At 74.6% G+C, this 19,800-nt stretch carries 16 protein-coding genes and 2 pseudogenes; 6 read left to right on the forward strand and 12 right to left on the reverse strand.

The genetic code is table 11. From position 1 onward, the window contains the following. Together HCN56_RS13590 and HCN56_RS13595 are read right to left on the reverse strand one after the other, a co-directional pair. Positions 1 to 245 (reverse strand): hypothetical protein (locus HCN56_RS13590; protein WP_167970802.1); only part of this gene is annotated, 245 nt, incomplete at its 3' end. A gap of 140 nt (positions 246 to 385) precedes the next feature. Further along, positions 386 to 1,171 (reverse strand): DUF8842 C-terminal domain-containing protein, encoded by a 786-nt coding sequence (locus HCN56_RS13595; RefSeq protein WP_167970804.1) that lies wholly within the window; start codon positions 1,169 to 1,171, stop codon positions 386 to 388. 479 nt (positions 1,172 to 1,650) lie between these two features. Between HCN56_RS13595 and HCN56_RS13600 the strand changes: the two genes are divergently transcribed. Beyond that, positions 1,651 to 1,866 (forward strand): proteinase inhibitor I78, encoded by a 216-nt coding sequence (locus tag HCN56_RS13600; protein ID WP_167970806.1) that lies wholly within the window; start codon positions 1,651 to 1,653, stop codon positions 1,864 to 1,866. Positions 1,867 to 1,950: 84 nt separating this feature from the next. On the opposite strand, the gene HCN56_RS13605 is transcribed toward HCN56_RS13600, so the two are convergent. Beyond that, complete coding sequence (locus tag HCN56_RS13605) at positions 1,951 to 2,883, reverse strand: phosphatase PAP2 family protein (protein ID WP_245246513.1); 933 nt, start codon at positions 2,881 to 2,883, stop codon at positions 1,951 to 1,953. A gap of 631 nt (positions 2,884 to 3,514) precedes the next feature. Between HCN56_RS13605 and HCN56_RS13610 the strand changes: the two genes are divergently transcribed. Beyond that, positions 3,515 to 4,477, forward strand: a complete 963-nt coding sequence (locus HCN56_RS13610) for a glycoside hydrolase family 16 protein (RefSeq protein WP_167970808.1) — start codon at positions 3,515 to 3,517, stop codon at positions 4,475 to 4,477. 73 nt (positions 4,478 to 4,550) lie between these two features. On the opposite strand, the gene HCN56_RS13615 is transcribed toward HCN56_RS13610, so the two are convergent. From HCN56_RS13615 to htpG, 5 genes are all read right to left on the reverse strand, one after another. Beyond that, the gene (locus HCN56_RS13615; RefSeq protein WP_167970810.1) at positions 4,551 to 5,768 is read right to left on the reverse strand and encodes an acyl-CoA dehydrogenase family protein; all 1,218 of its coding nucleotides are present in this window, start codon (positions 5,766 to 5,768) and stop codon (positions 4,551 to 4,553) included. Positions 5,769 to 5,881: 113 nt separating this feature from the next. Further along, the gene (locus HCN56_RS13620; RefSeq protein WP_167934345.1) at positions 5,882 to 6,322 is read right to left on the reverse strand and encodes a cell division protein SepF; all 441 of its coding nucleotides are present in this window, start codon (positions 6,320 to 6,322) and stop codon (positions 5,882 to 5,884) included. Between the two features lie 311 nt (positions 6,323 to 6,633). Continuing rightward, positions 6,634 to 7,662: an aspartate-semialdehyde dehydrogenase gene (locus HCN56_RS13625; protein WP_167970820.1), complete on the reverse strand. Its 1,029-nt coding sequence runs from the start codon at positions 7,660 to 7,662 to the stop codon at positions 6,634 to 6,636. A 247-nt stretch (positions 7,663 to 7,909) separates the two neighbouring features. After that, positions 7,910 to 8,560, reverse strand: coding sequence for an HAD family hydrolase (locus HCN56_RS13630; protein ID WP_167970822.1), 651 nt, complete (start codon positions 8,558 to 8,560; stop codon positions 7,910 to 7,912). 140 nt (positions 8,561 to 8,700) lie between these two features. Continuing rightward, positions 8,701 to 10,620: a molecular chaperone HtpG gene (htpG, locus tag HCN56_RS13635; protein WP_167970824.1), complete on the reverse strand. Its 1,920-nt coding sequence runs from the start codon at positions 10,618 to 10,620 to the stop codon at positions 8,701 to 8,703. Between the two features lie 364 nt (positions 10,621 to 10,984). Between htpG and HCN56_RS13640 the strand changes: the two genes are divergently transcribed. Further along, complete coding sequence (locus tag HCN56_RS13640) at positions 10,985 to 11,953, forward strand: esterase/lipase family protein (protein WP_312871220.1); 969 nt, start codon at positions 10,985 to 10,987, stop codon at positions 11,951 to 11,953. A 158-nt stretch (positions 11,954 to 12,111) separates the two neighbouring features. Here the strand turns inward: HCN56_RS13640 and HCN56_RS13645 are convergent, their stop codons facing one another. Continuing rightward, the gene (locus tag HCN56_RS13645) at positions 12,112 to 14,010 is read right to left on the reverse strand and encodes a PP2C family protein-serine/threonine phosphatase (protein WP_312871221.1); all 1,899 of its coding nucleotides are present in this window, start codon (positions 14,008 to 14,010) and stop codon (positions 12,112 to 12,114) included. Positions 14,011 to 14,332: 322 nt separating this feature from the next. On the opposite strand from HCN56_RS13645, the gene HCN56_RS13650 reads away from it, so the two are divergent. After that, a complete protein-coding gene (locus HCN56_RS13650) occupies positions 14,333 to 15,229 on the forward strand; it encodes a DUF4394 domain-containing protein (RefSeq protein ID WP_167970830.1) in 897 nt (298 codons plus the stop codon). Between the two features lie 578 nt (positions 15,230 to 15,807). Here the strand turns inward: HCN56_RS13650 and HCN56_RS13655 are convergent. Further along, positions 15,808 to 16,362: pseudogene (locus tag HCN56_RS13655) on the reverse strand (lytic polysaccharide monooxygenase); the annotation flags it as partial. Positions 16,363 to 16,660: 298 nt separating this feature from the next. Between HCN56_RS13655 and HCN56_RS13660 the strand changes: the two are divergent. After that, positions 16,661 to 17,839 (forward strand): MalY/PatB family protein, encoded by a 1,179-nt coding sequence (locus tag HCN56_RS13660; protein ID WP_167970832.1) that lies wholly within the window; start codon positions 16,661 to 16,663, stop codon positions 17,837 to 17,839. A 97-nt stretch (positions 17,840 to 17,936) separates the two neighbouring features. Here the strand turns inward: HCN56_RS13660 and HCN56_RS13665 are convergent, their stop codons facing one another. Further along, positions 17,937 to 18,728 carry a dioxygenase family protein gene (locus HCN56_RS13665; RefSeq protein WP_167970834.1) on the reverse strand — a complete coding sequence of 264 codons (792 nt, stop codon included), beginning with the start codon at positions 18,726 to 18,728 and terminating at the stop codon, positions 17,937 to 17,939. Positions 18,729 to 18,880: 152 nt separating this feature from the next. Between HCN56_RS13665 and HCN56_RS13670 the strand changes: the two genes are divergently transcribed. Continuing rightward, positions 18,881 to 19,264: a GntR family transcriptional regulator gene (locus HCN56_RS13670; protein WP_167970836.1), complete on the forward strand. Its 384-nt coding sequence runs from the start codon at positions 18,881 to 18,883 to the stop codon at positions 19,262 to 19,264. A 232-nt stretch (positions 19,265 to 19,496) separates the two neighbouring features. Here the strand turns inward: HCN56_RS13670 and HCN56_RS13675 are convergent. Next, positions 19,497 to 19,800, reverse strand: a pseudogene (locus HCN56_RS13675) (hypothetical protein); the annotation flags it as partial.

A 19,800-nucleotide genomic window follows, 5' to 3' on the forward strand; every position in this document is an offset into this window, starting at 1 on the left:
GGGTGCGGGTGGGAGGCGACCAGCTCGCCCAGGAAGGCGTTGAGCTTGCCCGTCGGCACCCGGCTCTCCCAGCCGGCTACCGCGGTGCGCGGGGAACCGAAGGTGCCGAAGGCGTCGAACCTCAGCTCCTCCTCCCCGCTGCGGTCGCCGGGAAGGGTCCGGAACATCCGCCGGTACTCCGCGCAGAGCGCGTCGTAGATCGGCGTCGCCGAGTGGCCCACGGCCGGCTCGAACGAAGGACGCATCCCGGGGATGTGGCGGTGACGGCCGGGCTGCTGCGGGCGGAACGGTTCGGAAGGGTGCACGTTCCTCCAACGACCGGCCGCGTCGACGGATGCGGGGCGCCCGCCGGTACTACCTGATCGCCCCAGCCGGCCGGACTCGCTCAGGTCCCGGCCAGCGGGATGACGGCGCCGACGAGCCGGCCGCCCTCGGCCGCCTGGTCCAGGGCGTCGCGCAGCAGGTCCTCGCGGGGCTGGGTGCCGATCGTCCCCGCCGGCGAGGCCAGCAGCAGCACCTTGCCGCGCTGCCGGGCCGCGTTGCGCCAGCCTTCCGTCACCGGCAGCGGCTGGTGCGCCTGCCACCAGGCGGTGGAGGGGCTGCCGACCAGACCGGGCTGGAGCACGGCGTGCAGCTCACCGCCGACCAGCAGCACCGACCAGCCGGTCAGCTCCGCCGGGGCGGACGCCACGCTGGTCACGGGGAAGAATCCCTGCTCGATCATGAGCGGCAGGAACTCGTCGCCGGCGGCCTCCGAGCCGGGACGGGCGATGGCGCCGTTCGGCTCCACCACGAGCGAGGCGTACAGCTCGTCGTCGACGATGACCAGGCCGCAGGTGACGCCCAGCACGGCCTGGCCGCCGGCCTCCTGCGCCCCGGCAGCGATGTCGCTGCCCTGGCCGGTGATGGAACGCACCGCGCCCTTCAGCTGCTCCTCCGAGACCGGCACGACCTGCGAGGGGATGCAGGCGGCGTGCGCGAACGCCAGCACGGCCGTCTCCTCACCCACGAACAGGACGGTGCTGGTGCGCTCCCGCACCGCGTCGCCCGGGTTGCGGCAGGAGGTGCAGTCGTAGTTGCCCGGGGAGTTGTCCCCGGTGAGCAGGCGCTCCGCCTCGTCTTCGCCGATCTCGGCGCGTACGTCCGCGCTGACGTCGAGCAATGCTGACACTGGTACTCCTTAGGGTTTCCTGGGTCCGCTGCCTGCGGCGGCTCCCGCAGGTTCAACGGCGCCGACACGGCCAGGTCACGCTCTGGGAGCGGCCGATTCCGGTACGGTCGCCGTCGTCCCGGGCTGCGGCGGACCCCCGCAGGGGCCCGCCGCGGGTCGGCTGCGCGTTCCCCCGCCCCCGCACCGGCACGGCGCGATTCCACCGCTTCGTCCACCGGGAACGGCCCCCGGGGACCCGCGGGAATTCCCGTGCCGCGGCCGCTCCGCGGAGCCCGTCGGAAGCGGGCGGAACCGTCGCGTCGCAATTCCCGGGCCGGTTCTGCATTCCGCGCGGAATTCCCGTCCACGGTGCCCGGAGTGCCCGGCACCGGCCGTGATCCTGGGTGGCGCGCGGCCGGTGCCGCTGTGACACAAGCGTGACACTGCGGACGGTCGCCCGTCACTTCCGGGTGCGGTGCCCACGCCGTACGGTGGGCTGCATGTCTTCCCACTCCTCGGACGCGGACGGTTCCCGCGACACGACCGACAGTTATCTGGGCCTGAGTGCCGAGGCGGCGGGCGAGCGCGCCCGCGCCGCCGGGTGGCAGACGGTGCGGTCACTGCCCCCGGACGCGATCATCACGCTGGAGTACCTGGAGGGCCGCCTCAACTTCGCGGTCCGCGACGATGTCGTCGTCCGCTGCTGGGCCGGCTGACCGGGCCGCAGCGGCGTCGAACGGGCCGCGAGCCGCCGCGCCCCGCCCCGGAGACCCGGGGCGGGGCGCGGCGGCTCGTCGGTGTCAGTGGCTTCCCGCGGGGCTCACCGGTGGGCGGTCGCCGGCGCCGGGGTGGCTGCCCGGGTGGGGGGCACCGGGGTGGGCGGGCGGCCCGGTGGGCCGTGGTCCGGCCGTCGGACGGTAGGGGCGCGGCCCGTACCGCGCGGGCCGCAGCCCGTTGAGGGCGGGCGCCGCCTCGGTGTCGCGGGCGTCCTCGCCCTCCCGGCCGCCCCGCACGCCCACGGCCACCGGGGTGACGGCGGGAGCCGCGCGCTTCGGCTCGCGCAGCGAGAACCTCTCCCAGAGGCGGTCGCGGTCGGTGAGCACCCGCATCTCGACCCGGGCGAGCAGCGGCTCGAACCAGGGGAGGGCCAGCAGGATGAGGAGCCCCGCCGCCCAGCCGAGCAGCACGTCGCTGACCCAGTGGGTGCCGAGGTAGACGGTGGTGGTGCCGACGCCGAGGGCGAAGATGGCGGCCATCACCGACAGAATGCGCCGCGCCTGCGGCGTGGTGGCGAGATAAGCCAGGATTCCCCAGGTCACGACGGCGTTGGCCGTGTGCCCGGAGGGAAATATGTCCCCGGTCAGGAACATCTCGTTGGAGCCGACGATGTTGGCGTAGTGGGGGCCCTCGCGGCCCATGCCCAGCTTCGCGGCTCCCACCGACAGGTTGAGCAGCAGCAGTGCGCAGCCCATCACCAGCAGCGGCCGGAGGGTCCGCTGCCGCCAGGAGCGCCATCCCAGCCACGCCGCGATCAGCGCGGCGGTGGGGCCGCGCTGCCCCAGCACGACGAAGTAGTCGAGGAAGGCGTGCAGCTCCGGCCACTGCTTGTACGGGCGGAAGAGCATGACCTGCCAGTCCAGGTGGACCAGCCAGGAGGTGCTGAGGACCAGCCCGACGATCGCCGCGTAGAAGACGGCGGTGGTGCCCAGGAGCGACATCCGCACACGACTCATGTCAGGAGCGGCCATGTCCGGGCGCTGTGGCTCCTGTTCGAGGCGAGCGAGGATTCGGGTACGCACTCTCTCAAGATTACAGCGGGTGATAGCGGGACTTTGTCCTGAGCTCGCGTTCGTGATGCCGATGTGATGTGACGCGGACCAGGGGGCGCGCTTTGCGCCGTGGTCCGCGCTTTCCGTTCACGCCTTGGGATTGCGGCGCGGGACGCGCTCCGGGGGTGCCGCCGAATGCGTGGTGGGGGCAAATTCCGTACGTCGTTGCGCCGAATGCGTGGAACACCGGAATTCCGTGGCGGGCGTGCGGCCGGTCGCCTTGCCACCGGCGCGGGTGCGGCTGCCGGTGGCGAGGCGGGGTGCCGGGGGAGCGGGGGAGCGGGGGAGCGGGGGCCGGTTATCGGCCGTCGCGGGGCGCCCCGCGTGGTCCGGCCGGGCGGCGGGGAGCCGCCGGGCGGGCGGACCACGCCCCCGGTGGCCCGGCCGGGCCGGGTTTCCGGAAACGACCGACGCCGGTTGACGGTACCGGTGCACCGTGCAACGTTCGCTCGCCGGAGCGGCCCCGGGACCACCGAAGACCTCCGCAGGTGCCGGTCGGGCCGGTCCGTACCCCCACCGCACGAGAGGACCAGTCATGCCCAGACGCGCAGCCCAGTCACGCTCGCGGCGGACAGCCGCCGCCTGTGTGGTCGCCGCGGCCGCCGTAGCCACCCCGGTCGTGCTGCACGGCGCCGCCGCGGGTGACCCCGCACCGGCCGCCGACACCGCGCCCGTCGCCGAACAGGACGCCACCCCCACCGCAGCCGGCGTCCTGTTCGACGACTTCGACTACACCGCCCACGACGACCCGCGCCTGCGGCAGAACGGCTGGTCGGTCCGCGGCTACGGCGGCGGTCCCGGCCTGCCCGACGCGGGGTGGAGCGCCGCGAACGTCACCTTCCCCGCCGGCGAGGGCGGCACCGTGCTGAACCTGGAGGCCGCCACCGACGGCACCGAGGCCGGCACCGTCCAGGCCGAGGTGTACACCGCCGAGCGGAAGTTCAAGGAGGGCACCTACGCGGCGCGCGTGCGGTTCTCCGACGAGCCTCGCACCGGTCCGGACGGCGACGAGGTCGTCCAGACGTTCTTCGCGATCAACGACCTCACCGCACCGATGGCGCCCGACTACTCGGAGTACGACTTCGAGTACCTGCCCAACGGGGGCTGGGGCCAGAGGGACCACGCGATGTTCGCCACCTCGTGGGAGACCTACCAGCCGGACCCGTGGCTCTCCGACAACGAGAGCACGGTCGGTGCCGCCAGCCATGCCGGCTGGCGCGACCTCGTCCTCACCATCGACGACGAGCGCATCGTCTACCACATCGACGGCGAGCTGTTCGCCGAGCACGGCGCGTACTACCTGCCCGAGCGGCCGATGAGCATCAACGTCAACCAGTGGTTCATCGACCTCGCCCCGCTGGAGGGGTTCCGCGTCTACGACCAGCAGGTGGACTACGTCTACTACGCCGGCGAGGAGAGCCTGAGCCCGCAGGAGGTCCAGGACCGGGTGGCGGCGCTCCGCTCGGAGGGCGTCTCCTTCCGGGACACCGTCGGCTGACACCGGTTCCGCGCCGCCGCCCGGGCTCCGGGCGCGGGCGGCGGCGCGGCCGGGCCCGGAGCCCTCGGCCAGGTCAGCGGTAGGCGGAGCGGCCGGTCAGCGCCTGGCCCACCACCAGGGTGTGGATCTCCTCGGTCCCCTCGTAGGTCAGCACCGATTCGAGGTTGTTGGCGTGGCGCAGCGGCGAGTACTCCAGGCCCACCCCGTTGGCGCCGAGCACGGTGCGGCACTCGCGGGCGATGGCGATCGCCTGCCGCACGTTGTTGAGCTTCCCCGCGCTGACCTGCTCGGGACGCAGCCGGCCGGCCTCCTTCAGCCGCCCGAGGTGCAGGGCCAGCAGCATCGAGGAGTTGAGGGCGAGCGCCATGTCGGCGAACTTGCGCTGGGTGAGCTGGAAGCCGCTGATCGGCCGGTCGAACTGCGTGCGGGTGTCGGCGTACTCCAGCGTGGTGCGCAGGCTGTCGCGCGCCGCGCCGAGCGCCCCGAAGACGATGCCGAACCGCGCCTCGCCCAGGCAGGAGAGCGGTGCGCGCAGCCCGTTCGCCTCGGGGAGCCGCGCCGCGTCCGGGAGGCGGACGTCGTCCAGGACCAACTCGGAGGTGACGGACGCCCGCAGCGAGAGCTTGTGGCCGATGTCGTGGCTGGTGAAACCGGGGGTGCCGCGCTCCACCAGGAAGCCGCGGACGCCCTCCTCGGTGCGGGCCCACACGGTGGCGACGTCAGCGATGGAGCCGTTGGTGATCCAGGTCTTGGTGCCGTTGAGGACCCAGTCGCCGCCGCTGCGCACCGCCCGGGTGCGCATCGCCGCCGGATCGCTGCCGTGGTCCGGTTCGGTCAGCGCGAAGCAGCCGACCGCCTCGCCCGCCGCCAGCCGCGGCAGCCAGCGGGTGCGCTGCTCCTCCGAGCCGTACCGGTGGATCGAGTACATCGACAGCGAGCCCTGCACGGAGGCGAAGCTGCGCAGCCCGGAGTCGGCGGCCTCCAGCTCCAGGCAGGCCAGCCCGTAGGCGACCGCTCCCGCGCCCGCGCAGCCGTACCCCTCCAGGTGCATGCCCAGCAGGCCGAGCCGGCCCAGTTCGGGGACGAGTTCGCGGGGGAAGCGGCCGGTCTCGAACCACTCGCCCAGGTAGGGGCGGGCGTGGTCGGCGAGGAACCGCGCGACCGTCTGCTGGATGTCCCGCTCCTCCTGGCTCAGCGTCCAGGAGATGTCGAGCAGGTCCAGGGGGTCCGCCAGGGGCGCCGGGTCGCGGTCGGCCGTGGGGCGGTCCGGGGGAGTCGGGGTGGCAGTCATGGGCCCCAGTAGAGCACCGGGGCGCGCGACGGGGACCCTGCGCGCGCCGATCGGCGCGAGCGGTCCCGGGGTCCGCGCCCGCTCACCGGGGGTGCCGGCGAGCGGACGCGCCGTCAGCTCTGGTTGAAGAAGCCGCCCTCGTTGCGGCGGGGGTCGCCGGAGACGACCTCGTAGCGGGCGGGAGTGAGCAGGAAGACGCGGTTGGCGACCCGCTCGATGGTGCCGTGCAGGCCGAAGGTCAGACCGGCGGCGAAGTCGACGACCCGCTTGGCGTCACCCGACTCCAGCGCCGTCAGGTTGACGACCACCGGTACCCCCTCGCGGAACAGCTCACCGATGCCGCGCGCATCGCGGAATCCCTGGGGGGTGACGGTCGCGATCCGGCTGCCCTGGTGTCTCGCGGACTCGGCCGCGACCTGGAGCCGAGGGTCGGTCGTCCACGCCTCGGCACTCGAACCGGTCTCCGGTCCGTCGGCGTACTCGTCGTCGTAGTAGCGCATCTCGCGGTCATCGACCAGGCCGAGCCACGCGCTGGCCCTGCGAACCGATCCCATGGACGCCTCCTCCTCACGATCGCGGGAACACCCGCGTCCCTATCGTCGTCCATGACGCCGACAGTGCGCCAAGCAGATAGTCAGATCAGTGCCTGTCTGTGACGCTTCTCGTGCATACGATATGCCCTCGGATCAAGGGTGTTGTCGCATCTGCGCACTGACTGCCCGTTAGTCACGGGGTCGGCCGCCACCCGGGTGACGTGCAATCCCACCCGGGTGGTGCTCCTACCCCCGGAGGTGCCCGCGAAGCACCCCGGCCGGTCACCGCGCGATCGCGGTGACCGGCCGGAGTGCTGGCCGCTGAGGGGGTGTCAGCCCCGTTCGGCGGCGATCAGCTCCGCGATCTGCACGGTGTTGAGCGCCGCGCCCTTGCGCAGGTTGTCATTGGCGAGAAACAGCGCGAGCCCGTGGTCGACGGTCTCGTCCCGGCGGATGCGCCCCACATAACTCGCGTCGCGGCCCGCCGCCTGCTGGGGGGTGGGGATGTCGGAGAGGGCGACCCCGGGCGCGGCGCCGAGCAGCTCCTTGGCGCGCTGCGGGCTGAGCGGCCGCTCGAAGCGGGCGTTGACCTGGAGGGAGTGCCCGGTGAAGACCGGCACCCGCACGCAGGTGCCCGAGACCTTCAGCTCCGGCAGGCCCAGGATCTTCCGGCTCTCGTTGCGGAGCTTCTGCTCCTCGTCCGTCTCCTCCAGCCCGTCGTCCACGATGGAGCCGGCGAGCGGCAGCACGTTGAACGCGATCGGACGGCGGTAGGAGTGGGGTGCGGGGAACTCCACCGCCGAGCCGTCGTGCACCAGGCCGGTGGCGCCCTGCGCCACCGCGGCGCGGACCTGCTCCTCCAGCTCCGAGACGCCGGCCAGCCCGCTGCCGGAGACGGCCTGGTAGCTGGCGACCACCAGCGAGACCAGCCCGGCCTCGCGGTGCAGCGGACGCAGCACCGGCATCGCGGCCATGGTGGTGCAGTTCGGGTTGGCGATGATGCCCTTCGGTCGGTCGGCCGCGGCGTCCGGGTTGACCTCGGCGACGACCAGCGGCACCTCGGGGTCCAGCCGCCAGGCGGAGGAGTTGTCGATCACGACCGGGCCGGCCTCGGCGACCTTCTCCGCCAGCGCGCGGGAGGTGGCCCCGCCCGCGGAGAACAGCACGATGTCCAGGCCGGAGTAGTCGGCGTTCGCCGCGTCCTCGACGGTGACCTCCCCGCCGGCCCAGGGCAGGGTCCGTCCCGCCGAACGGGCCGACGCGAACAGCCGCAGCTGCTCCACCGGGAACTTCCGCTCGGCCAGGATCTCCCGCATCACGCCGCCGACCTGGCCGGTGGCTCCGACGATCCCGATCTTCATGGCCGCTCCTTCGGTGTCTGCCGTCATCTCGTACAACTCTCGCAAGTCCTCGTGGCCTCGCACCACGGCGCGCGCTCCACCGGCCGGGACCGCCGGCCCCGGTGCGGAGGCGCAGCCGTCCTCCGGTGCCCTGCCCGCGCTGCCGCCGCCGAACCCTTGAGGTACGTCACACCTGGTCGCGGCGGGTGCGACCGGGGCGCACCGCGTCCGGCGCCCCGGTGCGGCGCGCGCCCTCGGCGGTGTGCGGTCAGGCCGCGGCGAGAAGCGCGGGGAGGGCGCGCATCTCCTCGAACACCACCGTCTGCGGACCGGCCAGCCACTCCGCGGGCGTGAGCCCGCCGGCGAAGCCGAAGCTCCGCATCCCGGCGGCCCGCGCGGCCGCGACGCCGTACTGGCTGTCCTCCACCACCGCGCAGACCTCCGGGGCGAACCCCATGGTGGCGGCGGCGTGCAGGAAGAGGTCCGGCGCCGGTTTGCCCCGGGCCACTTCGGTGGTGGAGAAGATCCGACCGGCGAACCGCGGCGCGAGACCGGTGACGCCCAGCGTCCGCCGCATCTTCTCGTGGGTGCCGCTGGAGGCTATGCAGAAGGGCAGGTCGAGGCCGTCCAGCACCTCGGTGACACCGGGGACCTCCGTCAGCTCGCGGTCGACGGCCTCGTTCAGGCGCTCGACGTACCGCTTCTCCCAGGTGTCGGCCGCCTCGGCGCCCAGCCGTGCGGTGATCTGCTCGGTCACCGCGGCGTTGGAGCGGCCCAGGAACCGGTCGACGATCTCCCGTTCGTCCATGGGCCAGCCGAGCTCGGCGCCCAGCTCCACGTTGATGCGCAGGGCCAGCCGCTCGGTGTCCACCAGGACGCCGTCGCAGTCGAAGATCACCAGCTCGATGGGGGAGGTCACCACCCCACCCTAGCGAGGCGGCGCGGCGCGGTGGCCACCGGCCCGTGCCTGCGCCGTGCGGCCGCTGCGCGGCTCCGCCGCCGGTGAGCGGCCCCGCCGGCCCACCCCCGTGACACGGGAGCGGGCCGGCGGGGCGGGGCTCACAGACCGGCGGCGAGCCGCTCCGCGAGCAGCCGGCTGAACCGCGCCGGGTCGGCCAGGTCGCCGCCCTCGGCCAGCAGCGCCATGCCGTACAGCAGCTCGGCGGTGTCGCCCAGCGCCGCGTCCTCGGCGGACGCCGCGTGGGCGGAGCGCAACGCGGTGACCAGCGCGTGGTCCGGGTTGAGCTCCAGGATGCGCTTGACGGGGGGCAGCGGCTGGCCCATCGCGCGGTACATCTTCTCCAGGGTCGGCGTGACGTCGAACTCGTCGCCGACGATGCAGGCGGGGGAGGTGGTCAGCCGCGAGGACAGCCGCACCTCCTTGACCTCCTCGCCCAGCCGGGTGCCGAGCCACTCCAGCAGCGGGCCGAACTCCTCCTTGCGCTGCGCGGCCTCCTCGCCCTCCTCGGCGTCCTGCTCCGCGGACTCCAGGTCGACCTGGCCCTTGGCGACGGACTGCAGCGGGGTGCCGTCGAACTCGCCGACCTGCTCCACCCAGACCTCGTCGACCGGGTCGGTCAGCAGCAGCACCTCGTACCCCTTGGCCAGGAAGGCCTCCAGGTGGGGGGAGCTCTCCAGCCGGGCGCGGGAGGCGCCGGTCACGTAGTAGATGTGCTCCTGGCCCTCCTTCATGCGCTCCTTGTAGTCGCGCAGCGAGGTCGGGGCCTCGGCGTCGTGGGTGGAGGCGAAGGAGGACACCTCCAGGATCGTCGCGCGGTTGTCCGCGTCGGAGAGCAGGCCCTCCTTCAGCGCGCGTCCGAACTCCCGCCAGAAGGTGGCGTACCGCTCGGGGTCCTCGGTGCGCAGCGACTTGATCGAGGCGAGGATCTTCTTGACCAGGCGGCGGTGCATCAGCTGGATCTGCCGGTCCTGCTGCAGCGCCTCGCGGGAGACGTTCAGCGACAGGTCCTGCGCGTCCACCACGCCCTTGACGAACCGGAGGTAGTCCGGGAGCAGCGTCGTGCAGTCGTCCATGATGAAGACCCGGCGGACGTACAGGTTGACGCCGCGCCGCGCGTCCTGCTGGTGGAGGTCGACCGGTGCCCGGGAGGGCAGGAACAGCAGCGCCTGGTACTCGAAGGTGCCCTCGGCGCGGGTGTGGATGGTGCGCAGCGGGTCCGACCAGTCGTGGCTGACGTGGCGGTAGAACTCGGTGTACTCCTCCTCCGAGATCTCCTCGGGCGACCGGCCCCACAGTGCCTTCATCGAGTTAAGCGTCTCGACGGCACGGGTGGGGGTCCCGTCCTCCTCGCGCTCCACCTCGGTGCGGATCGGCCAGGGGATGAAGTCGGAGTGGCGGCGCACGATCGACCGCAGGGTGTGCTCCGCGGTGTAGTCGTGGAGGTTGTCCTCCTCGTCGACCGGCTTGAGGTGCAGCGTCACCGCGGTCCCCTGCGGCGCGTCCTCGACCGGCTGGAGCCGGTAGGTGCCCTCGCCCTCGGACTCCCAGCGGGTGCCCTCCTTCTCGCCGGCGCGCCGGGTCACCAGGGTGACGCGGTCGGCGACCATGAAGCTGGAGTAGAAGCCGACGCCGAAACTGCCGATGAGGTCGGTGGAGACGGCCGCGTCCTTGGCGTCGTTGGCCTCCTTGAGCTTGCGCGCGAACTCCGCGGTGCCGGACTTGGCGATGGTGCCGATCAGCTCCACCACGTCGTCCCGGGTCATCCCGATGCCGTTGTCCCGCACGGTCAGGGTGCGCTCGGCGGTATCGGTCTCCAACGAGATGTGCAGGTCGGAGGTGTCCGCGTCGAGGCCGCTGTCCCGCAGCGACTCCAGCCGCAGCTTGTCCAGCGCGTCCGAGGCGTTGGAGACCAACTCCCGGAGGAAGATGTCCTTCTCGGAGTAGATCGAGTGCACCACCAGCTGCAGCAGCTGGCGTGACTCCGACTGGAATTCGAACGTCTCGACCGTGCCGGTCACGGCTGTCCTCCCGTGTTCTCGTCCATGGCGGGCGGCCGCCCCGGCTCGGCGCCGGGTCGCCCCCTCCGCGCGGCGTCGCCGCGCGTTCCGGCGCCGATCCTGCCCCGGGCGGGGCGCCGCACGCCACTTCTTCGGCAATCTCGCGGTGGTTCCGTGGCGGTGGGCCCCCGGTCGTGGGGCGCGGGAGGGCGCCGCGACGGCCTGCGGGCGTCGTGTTGTGTGCGAAAGGTGTGCGGTTCTTCACTGTATGAAGGGTGGGCAGTCCAGTTACCCGCTCGTAACGTGTGTGTACTCGGCAGTAACACGTGGTCCGGACCGCGCGCCGTCACCCCCCACCGTGCGCCTCCAGCGAGGAGACCCCATCGTGCTGTCCTGGAACCGCCGCACCCGCACCCGCGTCCGTACCCGTGGCCGCGTCCGTACCCGCACCGGCGCCGCCGCGCTGGCGCTCGCCCTGGCCGTCGCCGTCGTCCCGGCCGCCGCCCAGGCGGCGCCCGGCGGTGCCGCCCCGGAGACCACCGCCCCCGGGGCCGCCCCCTCCGACGCCCCGGCCGCCGCGCCGACCGCCGCCTCCGGCGCGTGGAACGACGACAGCTGCCGGACCACCCCCGAGCGCCCCCGCCCGGTCGTCCTGGTGCACGGCACCCTCGGCAACAGCGTCACCAACTGGGTCGGCCTCGCGCCCTACCTCGCCGACCGCGGCTGGTGCGTGTTCTCCCTCGACTACGGCCGGCTGCCCGGGGTCGCCGTCTTCCACGGCCTCGGGCCGATCGAGGACTCCTCCGCCGAACTCGCCGCCTACGTGGACCGGGTGCTGGCGGTGACGGGTGCCGACGAGGTGGACCTCGTCGGCCACTCCCAGGGCGGCATGATGCCGCGCCACTACCTCAAGCACCACGACGGCGCCGCGGAGAAGGTGAACGCGCTCGTGGCGCTCTCGCCCGCCACCAACGGCAGCACGGTGCTCGGCCTGACCAAGCTCTTCGACCTCTTCCCCGGGGCGCGCGACGTGCTGGAGGGGCTCACCCCCGCGCTGGAGCAGCAGATCGCCGGGTCGCCGTTCCTCACCGAACTCAACGCGGACGGCTACACCGTGCCGGGCGTCGAGTACACCGTCATCGCCACCCGCTACGACGAGGTCGTCACCCCCTACCGCAGCCAGTTCATCGACGAGCCCGGTGTCACCAACGTCCTCCTCCAGGACCTGTGCCCGGTCAGCCTCTCCGAGCACCTCGCCATCGCCCTGGTGGACCGCGTCGCCTGGCACGAGGTCACCAACGCGCTCGACCCGGCCAACGCCCGACCCAGCACCTGCTGGTCGGTCTTCGACTGACGGGGAGCGCCGGACCGGCCCCCACTCGCGAGCGGCCCGCGCCATCGGCCCCGTGACCGGCCCCGGCACCCCGACAGGCCCGCGCCCCGGACGGCAGCCGTCCGGGGCGCGCGGCCGTCCGCAACCGGGCGCCGCACCCCGCCCCGCCCGCGGCAGGGTCACTCCCGCGCGACGGGCACCCGGAGTGCCAGCAGCGCGATGTCGTCGTCCGCCGCCTCGCCCGCCACCTCGTCGACCAGCTCCGCGAGCAGGGCCGGCAACGGCTCCCCCCGCCGCGCGGCGAGGAAGCGGCCCGCCCGGTCGATCGCCACGTCGAGGTCGCCGCCCCGGTGCTCGACCAGCCCGTCCGTGTAGAGCAGCAGCAGCGCGCCGGGCGGCAGGGTCCGCCGGTGCGCGTCGCGCTCCCGTACGCCGATCCCCGGATGCATCAGCGCCCCGTGGTCCGTCAGCTGCTCCACCGTCCCGTCGGCCGTCACCAGCAGTGGCGGGGGGTGGCCCGCGTTGGTCCAGCTCAGCTCCCAGCTGCCGTCGTCCGGCGGCGGGCACGGCCGCAGGTGGGCGTGGACCAGCGTGCCGCTGCACCCCAGCCGCAGCGCCCGGTTGGCGTGCTCGAACGCGCTGACGACATGGGCCGGACCGGTGCCCGGGTGGTCGAGGTCCGCCTGGCGCAGCATGCTGCGGACCTGCCCCATCAGGGTGGCGGCCCGCATGTCGTGACCGGTGATGTCACCGATGGTCGCCGCCACCGTGGCCGCCCCCTCGGCGTCCTCGCCGCCCTGCGCCGCGCTCGGCAGTCGGTAGAGGTCGTACCAGTCGCCGCCGACCATGTCGATGTCCGCGGCGGGCCGGTAGAGGGCGGCGGTCCGCAGCCCCGTCACCGGTGGCAGGTCGGTCAGCATCGCCTCCTGCATCTGTCGGGCCACGTCCACCCGGTTCTCCACGAACAGCGCGCGCTCCACCGCCCGCGCGGTGTACCCGGCCAGCGCCGCCAGGACGGCCCGCTCCGGGTCGTCCACCTCGTAGGGGCGGTCCCATCCCATCACCAGGACCCCGAGAGGCCCGTCCTGACCGGGCAGCGGGACGCACACCACCGTGTCCAGCCCCAGCGCGCGGTGGTCGTCCGCGGCACGCCGCCCGTAGACCGTCGCCACCTCGTCGGTGCCCGCCACCGTCACCACGCGGTTCTCCCGGGCGGCGCGGGTCATCGGCCGCTCCTCGTCGAGGGGGACACCGTGCCGGTCCGGCTGCTCCGAGCCGTGGGTCAACCGCCGCAGCACCCCGCCCCCGGCCACCATGACGCGGACGTGGACGGGACGCAGCACCAGCGTCACCAGGTCGTGGACCTGCCGGCCGACCTCCGCCAGGCCCGTGGTGTCGGCCAGCGCGTCCGCCGCGCGCAGCAGCAGTTCCGACCGGGCGAGCGCGCTCTCGCTGCGCCGCGCCTGGCCGTCGGCGCGGGTGCGGGCGGCGGCCTCGTCGCGGTGCACCACCTCGCGGCGGTGGGCGGCGATCCGCAGCCGCAGCTCGGCGCCGCAGGCCGCCGCCAGTTCCGCGAGCAGCGACAGCTCTCGGTCGCTCCAGGCGCGGGGGCGGTTGTCGAGGGCGCACAGCGCCCCCAGCACGCGGCCGGCCCGGTCGGTGAGCGGTACCCCGGCGTAGGCCTGGACCTCCGGGGCCAGGGCGACCGGGTCGCCCGAGGCGCGGTCGGTGCCGTCGCGCGGCGCCGGTGGCGCCGCACCCGCGCCGGCCCGGTCCACCACCACCGGGAGGCCGCCGTGCACCACCTCGCCGCAGAGGGCCAGCGGCGCCGCCAGGCTCCGCTCCCGCGCCCAGGGTGCGTGGGTGCCGGCCAGCCCCGGCAGTATCTGCCGGTCCGCCGTCACCAGGGCCACCAGCGCCGCGGGGACGTCCAGCACGTCCTTCACGAGCCGCGCGAAGCGGTCCATCCCGGCGTCGGGGCGCGCGGACAGCCCCGTGTCCCGGACGGCCGCCAGCCGTAGCTCGTCTTCGACCGCGTCCGGGCACGGGGCGGGCGACCGCCCGTTCCTACCTGTCACAAGTGCTCCTCGGGAGCCGCGTTCCTCTCCTCCGGCGCCCACCTGGCGGAGGCCTGACGTCACGCTAGCGGACGCCGTACCGGCGCCGGAGCCCCGGGAGCCCCACCACCCCGTCGCGCCGGGGTGTGCGCTCGCCCGCACGGGTGGCGTTCCGCCCCGATCGGCGGGGGCGGCCCAGCCGCGACCCGCACGGCGCCGAAGCGACGGTGACGGCCCCGCTGCCCCGCACCGGTGGAGCGGGCCGCACCGGGCCGGAACACCCGGGGGCGCCGCGGCACCCCGGGGCCGGCCGCACCGCACCACGACCACGAGGAGCCCCACCATGCGCAACCGCCTGATCGTCGGCCTGCTCACCGGCACGATCGGGGTGGCCCTGCTCGGCCAGCCCTCCGCGACCGGGGCCCAGCCCCCGGCCGCCGGCACCGCGCCGACGGCCGAGGCCGCCCGCACCGCCGCGCCGGTGGCCGTCGGCCTCGCCGGCAACACCCTGGTGCGGTTCGCCGTCGACAACCCGCGCGCCGCCGTCCCGCTGGGCCGCATCCAGGGACTGCGGGGCGACACCCGACTGATCGGCATCGACCACCGCGTCCAGGACGACCGGATCTACGGCGTGGGTGACGAGGGCGGCATCTACACCCTGACCTACCCGGGCTCCGGCGACCGCGCTGTCGGGGTGCGCGCGGAGCGGGTGTGCCGGCTGAGCGTGGCGCTGGAGGGCGAGTTCTTCGGCGTCGACTTCAACCCGGCCGCCAACCGGCTCCGCGTCATCAGCGACACCGGGCAGAACCTGCGCCACAACATCGACGACCCCAACGGCGCCCCCGCGCCGGGCGTCACCGTCGTCGACGGCCCGCTGACCAACCCCGACGGCACCGTCGCGACCGGCGTCACCGCCGCCGCCTACACCAACGACGACCTCGACCCGGCCACCGCCACCACCCTGTTCGACCTCGACACCCGCACCGACCAGGTCGTGCTCCAGTCGCCGGCCAACGCGGGGACGCTGGCACCCACCGGCTCGCTGGGTGTCGACGCCGGACCCGACGCCGGGTTCGACATCCGCACCGACCCCGCCACCGGCGCCAACACCGGGTGGGCGGTTCTCCGCACCGAGGGCCGGGAGCGGCTGTACGGGATCGACCTGCTCAGCGGCGCCGCCGAGCCCGTCGGCGCCTTCCCCCGCCACCTGCGCGTCACCGACCTGACCGTGCTTCCGTAACCGGAGGCGACGGACGCGCGCACGCGGCGACGCCCCGCGCCGGCCGTGGGGCCGGGGCGGGGCGTCGCCGTGCGTCCCCGTCGGGCCACGGCCGGGCGGAGGCCGTGGTCCGACGGGTGTTCGGGGCGGTCCGGACGTCGTCCGGTCCGCGCTCTCTCCCGGTGACACGCCCCGCAGGGGGCGGGCGGACCGGCTGTGGGGGCCGGTCCGACGCACCGTTCCGGGGTGGGCCCGGGGGCCGACTCCTCCTCGGCGGCGGGCTCGTCCTCCGCTGCCGTCTCCTCCCGCGTCTCGTCCTCGGAGGCGGCGGGCGCCTCGGTGTCGGAGTCGATGTGGTTGTCGTGGCTGCCGTGGTCGCCGGCGTCGGTGTGGTCGCCCTCGTCCTTGCTGCCCTTGCCGTCCTTGCCGGCGGTGTGGTCGCCGTGGTCCGCGTGGTCGCCGTGCCCGCTGTGGTCGACGGGCTCCGGCTCGCCGGTGCCGGTGCCGGGGGAGGTGGCGCCGTCGCCGCCGCCGAACACCACGTCCGAGCAGGTGTAGAACGCCTCCGGGCTGTCGGAGCGCTGCCACACGCTGTAGATCAGGTGGCGGCCCTGGCGCTCGGGGACCTGCATGTCGAAGACGTACTGGCCGTCGCGCAGCTCCGGGTCGGTGACCTCGCCGAAGTGCTCCAGGTCCGACCAGCGCAGCGGGGCGGCCGGGTCGTACCCCTGCTGGGTGACGTACAGCGCGAAGGAGCCGGTGTGCGGCGCGGTAGCGGTGTAGCGGAAGGTGTGGTTGCCCGCGGACATCGGGGAGGCCTGCCAGTCGCCGCGGGCCTGGTCCAGCCCGGCGTACTTGTCGCGGCCCGCCGAGCACAGCTCGCCGTCGGGGATGATGTCGCGGTGGCGCCCGTTGGCGTCGGCGATGTTGACCTCGTTCCAGTCGTACAGCGGCTGGGTGCCGCCGATACCGACCAGGTCGGTGCAGGCCGCGCTGGAGGGGGACTCCGGGCCCTCGTGGAAGCAGGCACGCACCCGGCTGACCGGGTCCTCCATCGACCCGTGGGCGGCCGCCGGGGCGGCGGCCAGGAAACCGGCGGCGAGCGGGGCGACGGCGAGGGCGCCGACGAGGGTTGCCGTACGACGGACGGTCATGGGGATGGCTCCTGGGCTCGGGGCGGGGGCGGTCCCGGGAGGTGCGTGGCCTGCCCGGTGCACAGCACGCTAGCCACGTCGAACCCCCTCCCGGCACCGTCAGGGGCCCTGGAGGCCACCCTTTAGGGCGGGCTTAAGGAACGGCTGACCGATGATTAAGACTCGGCCCGCCGCGGGCGCCTCCCCGCCCCGCTGCGGCCGGTCGGAGAGGGTGCGGAGCCGGCCGGTCGCCTTCCCGGCGGCCGCTTCCGCCCGGCGTCCCCTGCCGCGGCGGTCGTTCCCGGCCTACGCTGACGACATGACCCCCACCGACGCCCCCGTGCCGGAGATCGGGAACCCGCTGCGCCGGCTGACCCTCGCCGAACTGCGCCGCAGGACCAGCGAGAAGTGGCGCGCCCACCCGCCGGACGTCCTGCCGCTCTTCGTCGCGGAGATGGACGTCCCGCTGCCGGAGACCGTCCGGGACGCGGTCGGGGAGGCGCTCGCCCTCGGCGACACCGGGTACACCCGGGGACCGGCCTACGCCGAGGCGTTCGCGGGGTTCGCGCGCCGCCGCTGGGGCTGGGAGACGGTGGCGACCGCGCGCACGACGGTCGTGCCGGACGTGATGACCGGGGTGTTGGAGGTGCTGGCCGCGATATCCACCCCGCGGGACACCGTCGTCGTCAACTCCCCGGTCTACCCGCCGTTCCACGACTACGTCCGCCACACCGGTCGGATGGTGGCCGAGGCACCGCTCGGCGCGGACCTGCGGCTGGACCTCGCGGGCCTGGAGGACGCCTACCGCCACGCCGCCTCGCGGGGCGGCAACCCCGTCCACCTGCTCTGCAACCCGCACAACCCGACGGGGACCGTCCACACGGCGGCGGAACTCGCCGCCGTCGCGCAGCTGGCGGAGAGCTGGGGGGTGCGGGTGGTGGCGGACGAGATCCATGCTCCCGTCGTCGACCCGGGCACCCGCTACACCCCCTACCTCTCCGTGCCCGGCGCGGAGAGGGGATGGGCGGTGCTCTCCGCCTCCAAGGCGTGGAACCTCGCCGGGCTGCGGGCCGGCCTCGCCGTCGCCGGCCCCGGAGCCGCCGCGGACGTCGCCCGCATCCCGGAGTGGGTCGCGGCGGCCACCTCTCACGTCGGGGTCATCGCCCACACCGCGGCGTTCACCCGGGGTGAGCCGTGGCTGGACGCCCTGCTGGCGGGGCTGGCGGAGAACCGGCTGCTCCTCGCGGAGCTGCTGGCCGAGCACCTGCCCGAGGTGCGCTACCGATCCGCCCCGGGGACGTACCTCGCCTGGCTGGACTGCCGGGACGCCGGGTTCGGCGACGACCCCGCTGCGGTCTTCCTGGAGCGGGGGAGGGTCGCCCTCACCTCGGGTATCCCGTTCGGCGCCGGGGGCGCGGGGTGGGCGAGGCTGAACCTGGCGACCTCACCAGAGGTGCTGGTCGAGGCGGTGCGGCGCATGGCCCGCGCGCGCCGCTGAGCGCTGCGCGGCCGAGCGGTGCGCGGCTGACCGCGCGCCGCCGGCGAGCGCCGGCCCGCGGTGGGCGCGGGCCGGCTCCCCGGCGGCGGGCACGGTCTCAGCCCAGTTGTACCGACCGCTTGGCCAGCCCGCCCCAGAAACCGTCCACCGCCGTGGAGAGGGCCCCGAGATCGGCCTCGCCCGCTCCCAGCGAGACGAAGAGCGGCGCGAAGTGCTCGGTACGGGGGTGGGCGACGCGGCCGGCGGGGGAGGCGTGCTCGAAGTCGAGCAGCGCGTCCACGTCGCCGGCGGCCAGCGCCTCCGCGCCCCACGCGTCGAACTCGCGCGACCAGCCCGGAGCCTGGTCGGGGCCGGCGCCCCACATGATCTCGCTGAGGTTGTGCGTGAAGAACCCGCTGCCGAGGATCAGCACGCCCTCGTCGCGCAGCGGGGCGAGGCGGCGGCCGAACTCCAGCAGCCGCGCCGGGTCGAGCGTCGGCAGCGAGAGCTGGAGGACGGGCACGTCGGCGTCCGGGTACATCTCGGCCAGCGGCACGTAGGCGCCGTGGTCCAGCCCCCGCCCCGTGTCCTGGTGGACCGCCGACCCGGGGGTCGCCACCAGCGCGCGCACCCGGTCCGCCAGCTCGGGCGCGCCGGGCGCCGGGTAGCGGACCTGGTAGTAGCGCTCGGGGAATCCCCAGAAGTCGTAGGTGAGCGGCACCGTCGTGGTGGCGCCGACCGTGGCGGGGGCGGACTCCCAGTGCGCCGAGACGACGAGTATCGCGCGCGGCCGGGGAAGCCGCGCCGACCAGCTCGCCAGCTGTTCGGTCCAGAGCGCGTCGTCGGCGAGCGGCGGCGCGCCGTGGCTGAGGTAGAGCACCGGCATACGGCTCGGGGATGCGGTGGTCATGGCGGCCCTCCGGCGGTCACGGCCGTTGCGTCCGGATCGCGGGCCGGGCGCCACGGATAATTCGAATTTGAACTACCACGGTAGCAGGGCCGCCGGACCCCACCGACCGTCCGGCGTCCGCCGAGCACCCGGCGGCGGCCCGGTGCGGCAGAATCACCGGCGTGAAGGTCACCATCAGCACCACCGCGACGGAAGCCCCCTACGAGCAGCTGCGCGCCCAGCTCGCCGACCAGGCCAGGTCCGGGGCGCTGCCGGCCGGATACCGCCTGCCGACGGTCCGCGGGCTCGCGGAGGAGCTCGGCCTCGCCCCGAACACCGTCGCCAAGGCCTACCGCGCCCTGGAGGCCGACGGCGTCATCGAGACCCGGGGGCGCAACGGCACCTTCGTCGCAGCCGCGGGCGACGCCGCCGGCCGCGAAGCGCCCCACGCCGCCGAGGAGTACGCCCGCCGCGTCCTGCGGCTCGGGCTCGACCGCGAGGCCGCCCTGGCCGCGGCGGAGGAGGCGCTGCGCGCCGTCTACCGCCGCGACCGCTGACGGCGGCGGTCCGCCGTGGTGCGGTGCTCCCCCTCCGGAGCACCGCACCACGCCACGCCGCGCCACACCACGCCATGCCGCCCGTGCGCTGCCGGGCAGCGCCCGCCGCCCGCTGCGGCGGTGGAGCTCCTGCCGCGCTCGCCCGCGCTGTGCCCCTTGCCGCCCCGCTCCTGCCCCACCCGGCCGAGGCGGGGCGGTCGGCGGGGTGTCACGAACGGCCCCGCCGGGTCGGTCAGCCCAGCCGGCCGAGCGCGTCGGTCAGCGTCTCCGCGAACGCGGCCGCCGGGGCGTCGGCCAGCGTGCCCATCTGCCCCCAGGAGACGAGCGTCACCGTGGCCCCGGTCCGCCCGATGCCGTGGACGGCGATGTTCGTCCCGGCCTGGGGCGGCGCGGTGTGGACGGCGTAGGCGTGCGCGCTCTCGCCCGCGTCGACCGCGCCGAGGTCGTCCCACCCCGCCACCGCCCCCGGCTCACCGCGCAGCCAGTCGGCCGCGCAGCCGGCGGCCTCCGACTCCAGCGCGGCCGCCAGGTCGGCC

Origin of the sequence: Streptomyces lonarensis (assembly GCF_012033735.1) — a bacterium.
GTDB lineage: Bacteria > Actinomycetota > Actinomycetes > Streptomycetales > Streptomycetaceae > Streptomyces > Streptomyces lonarensis.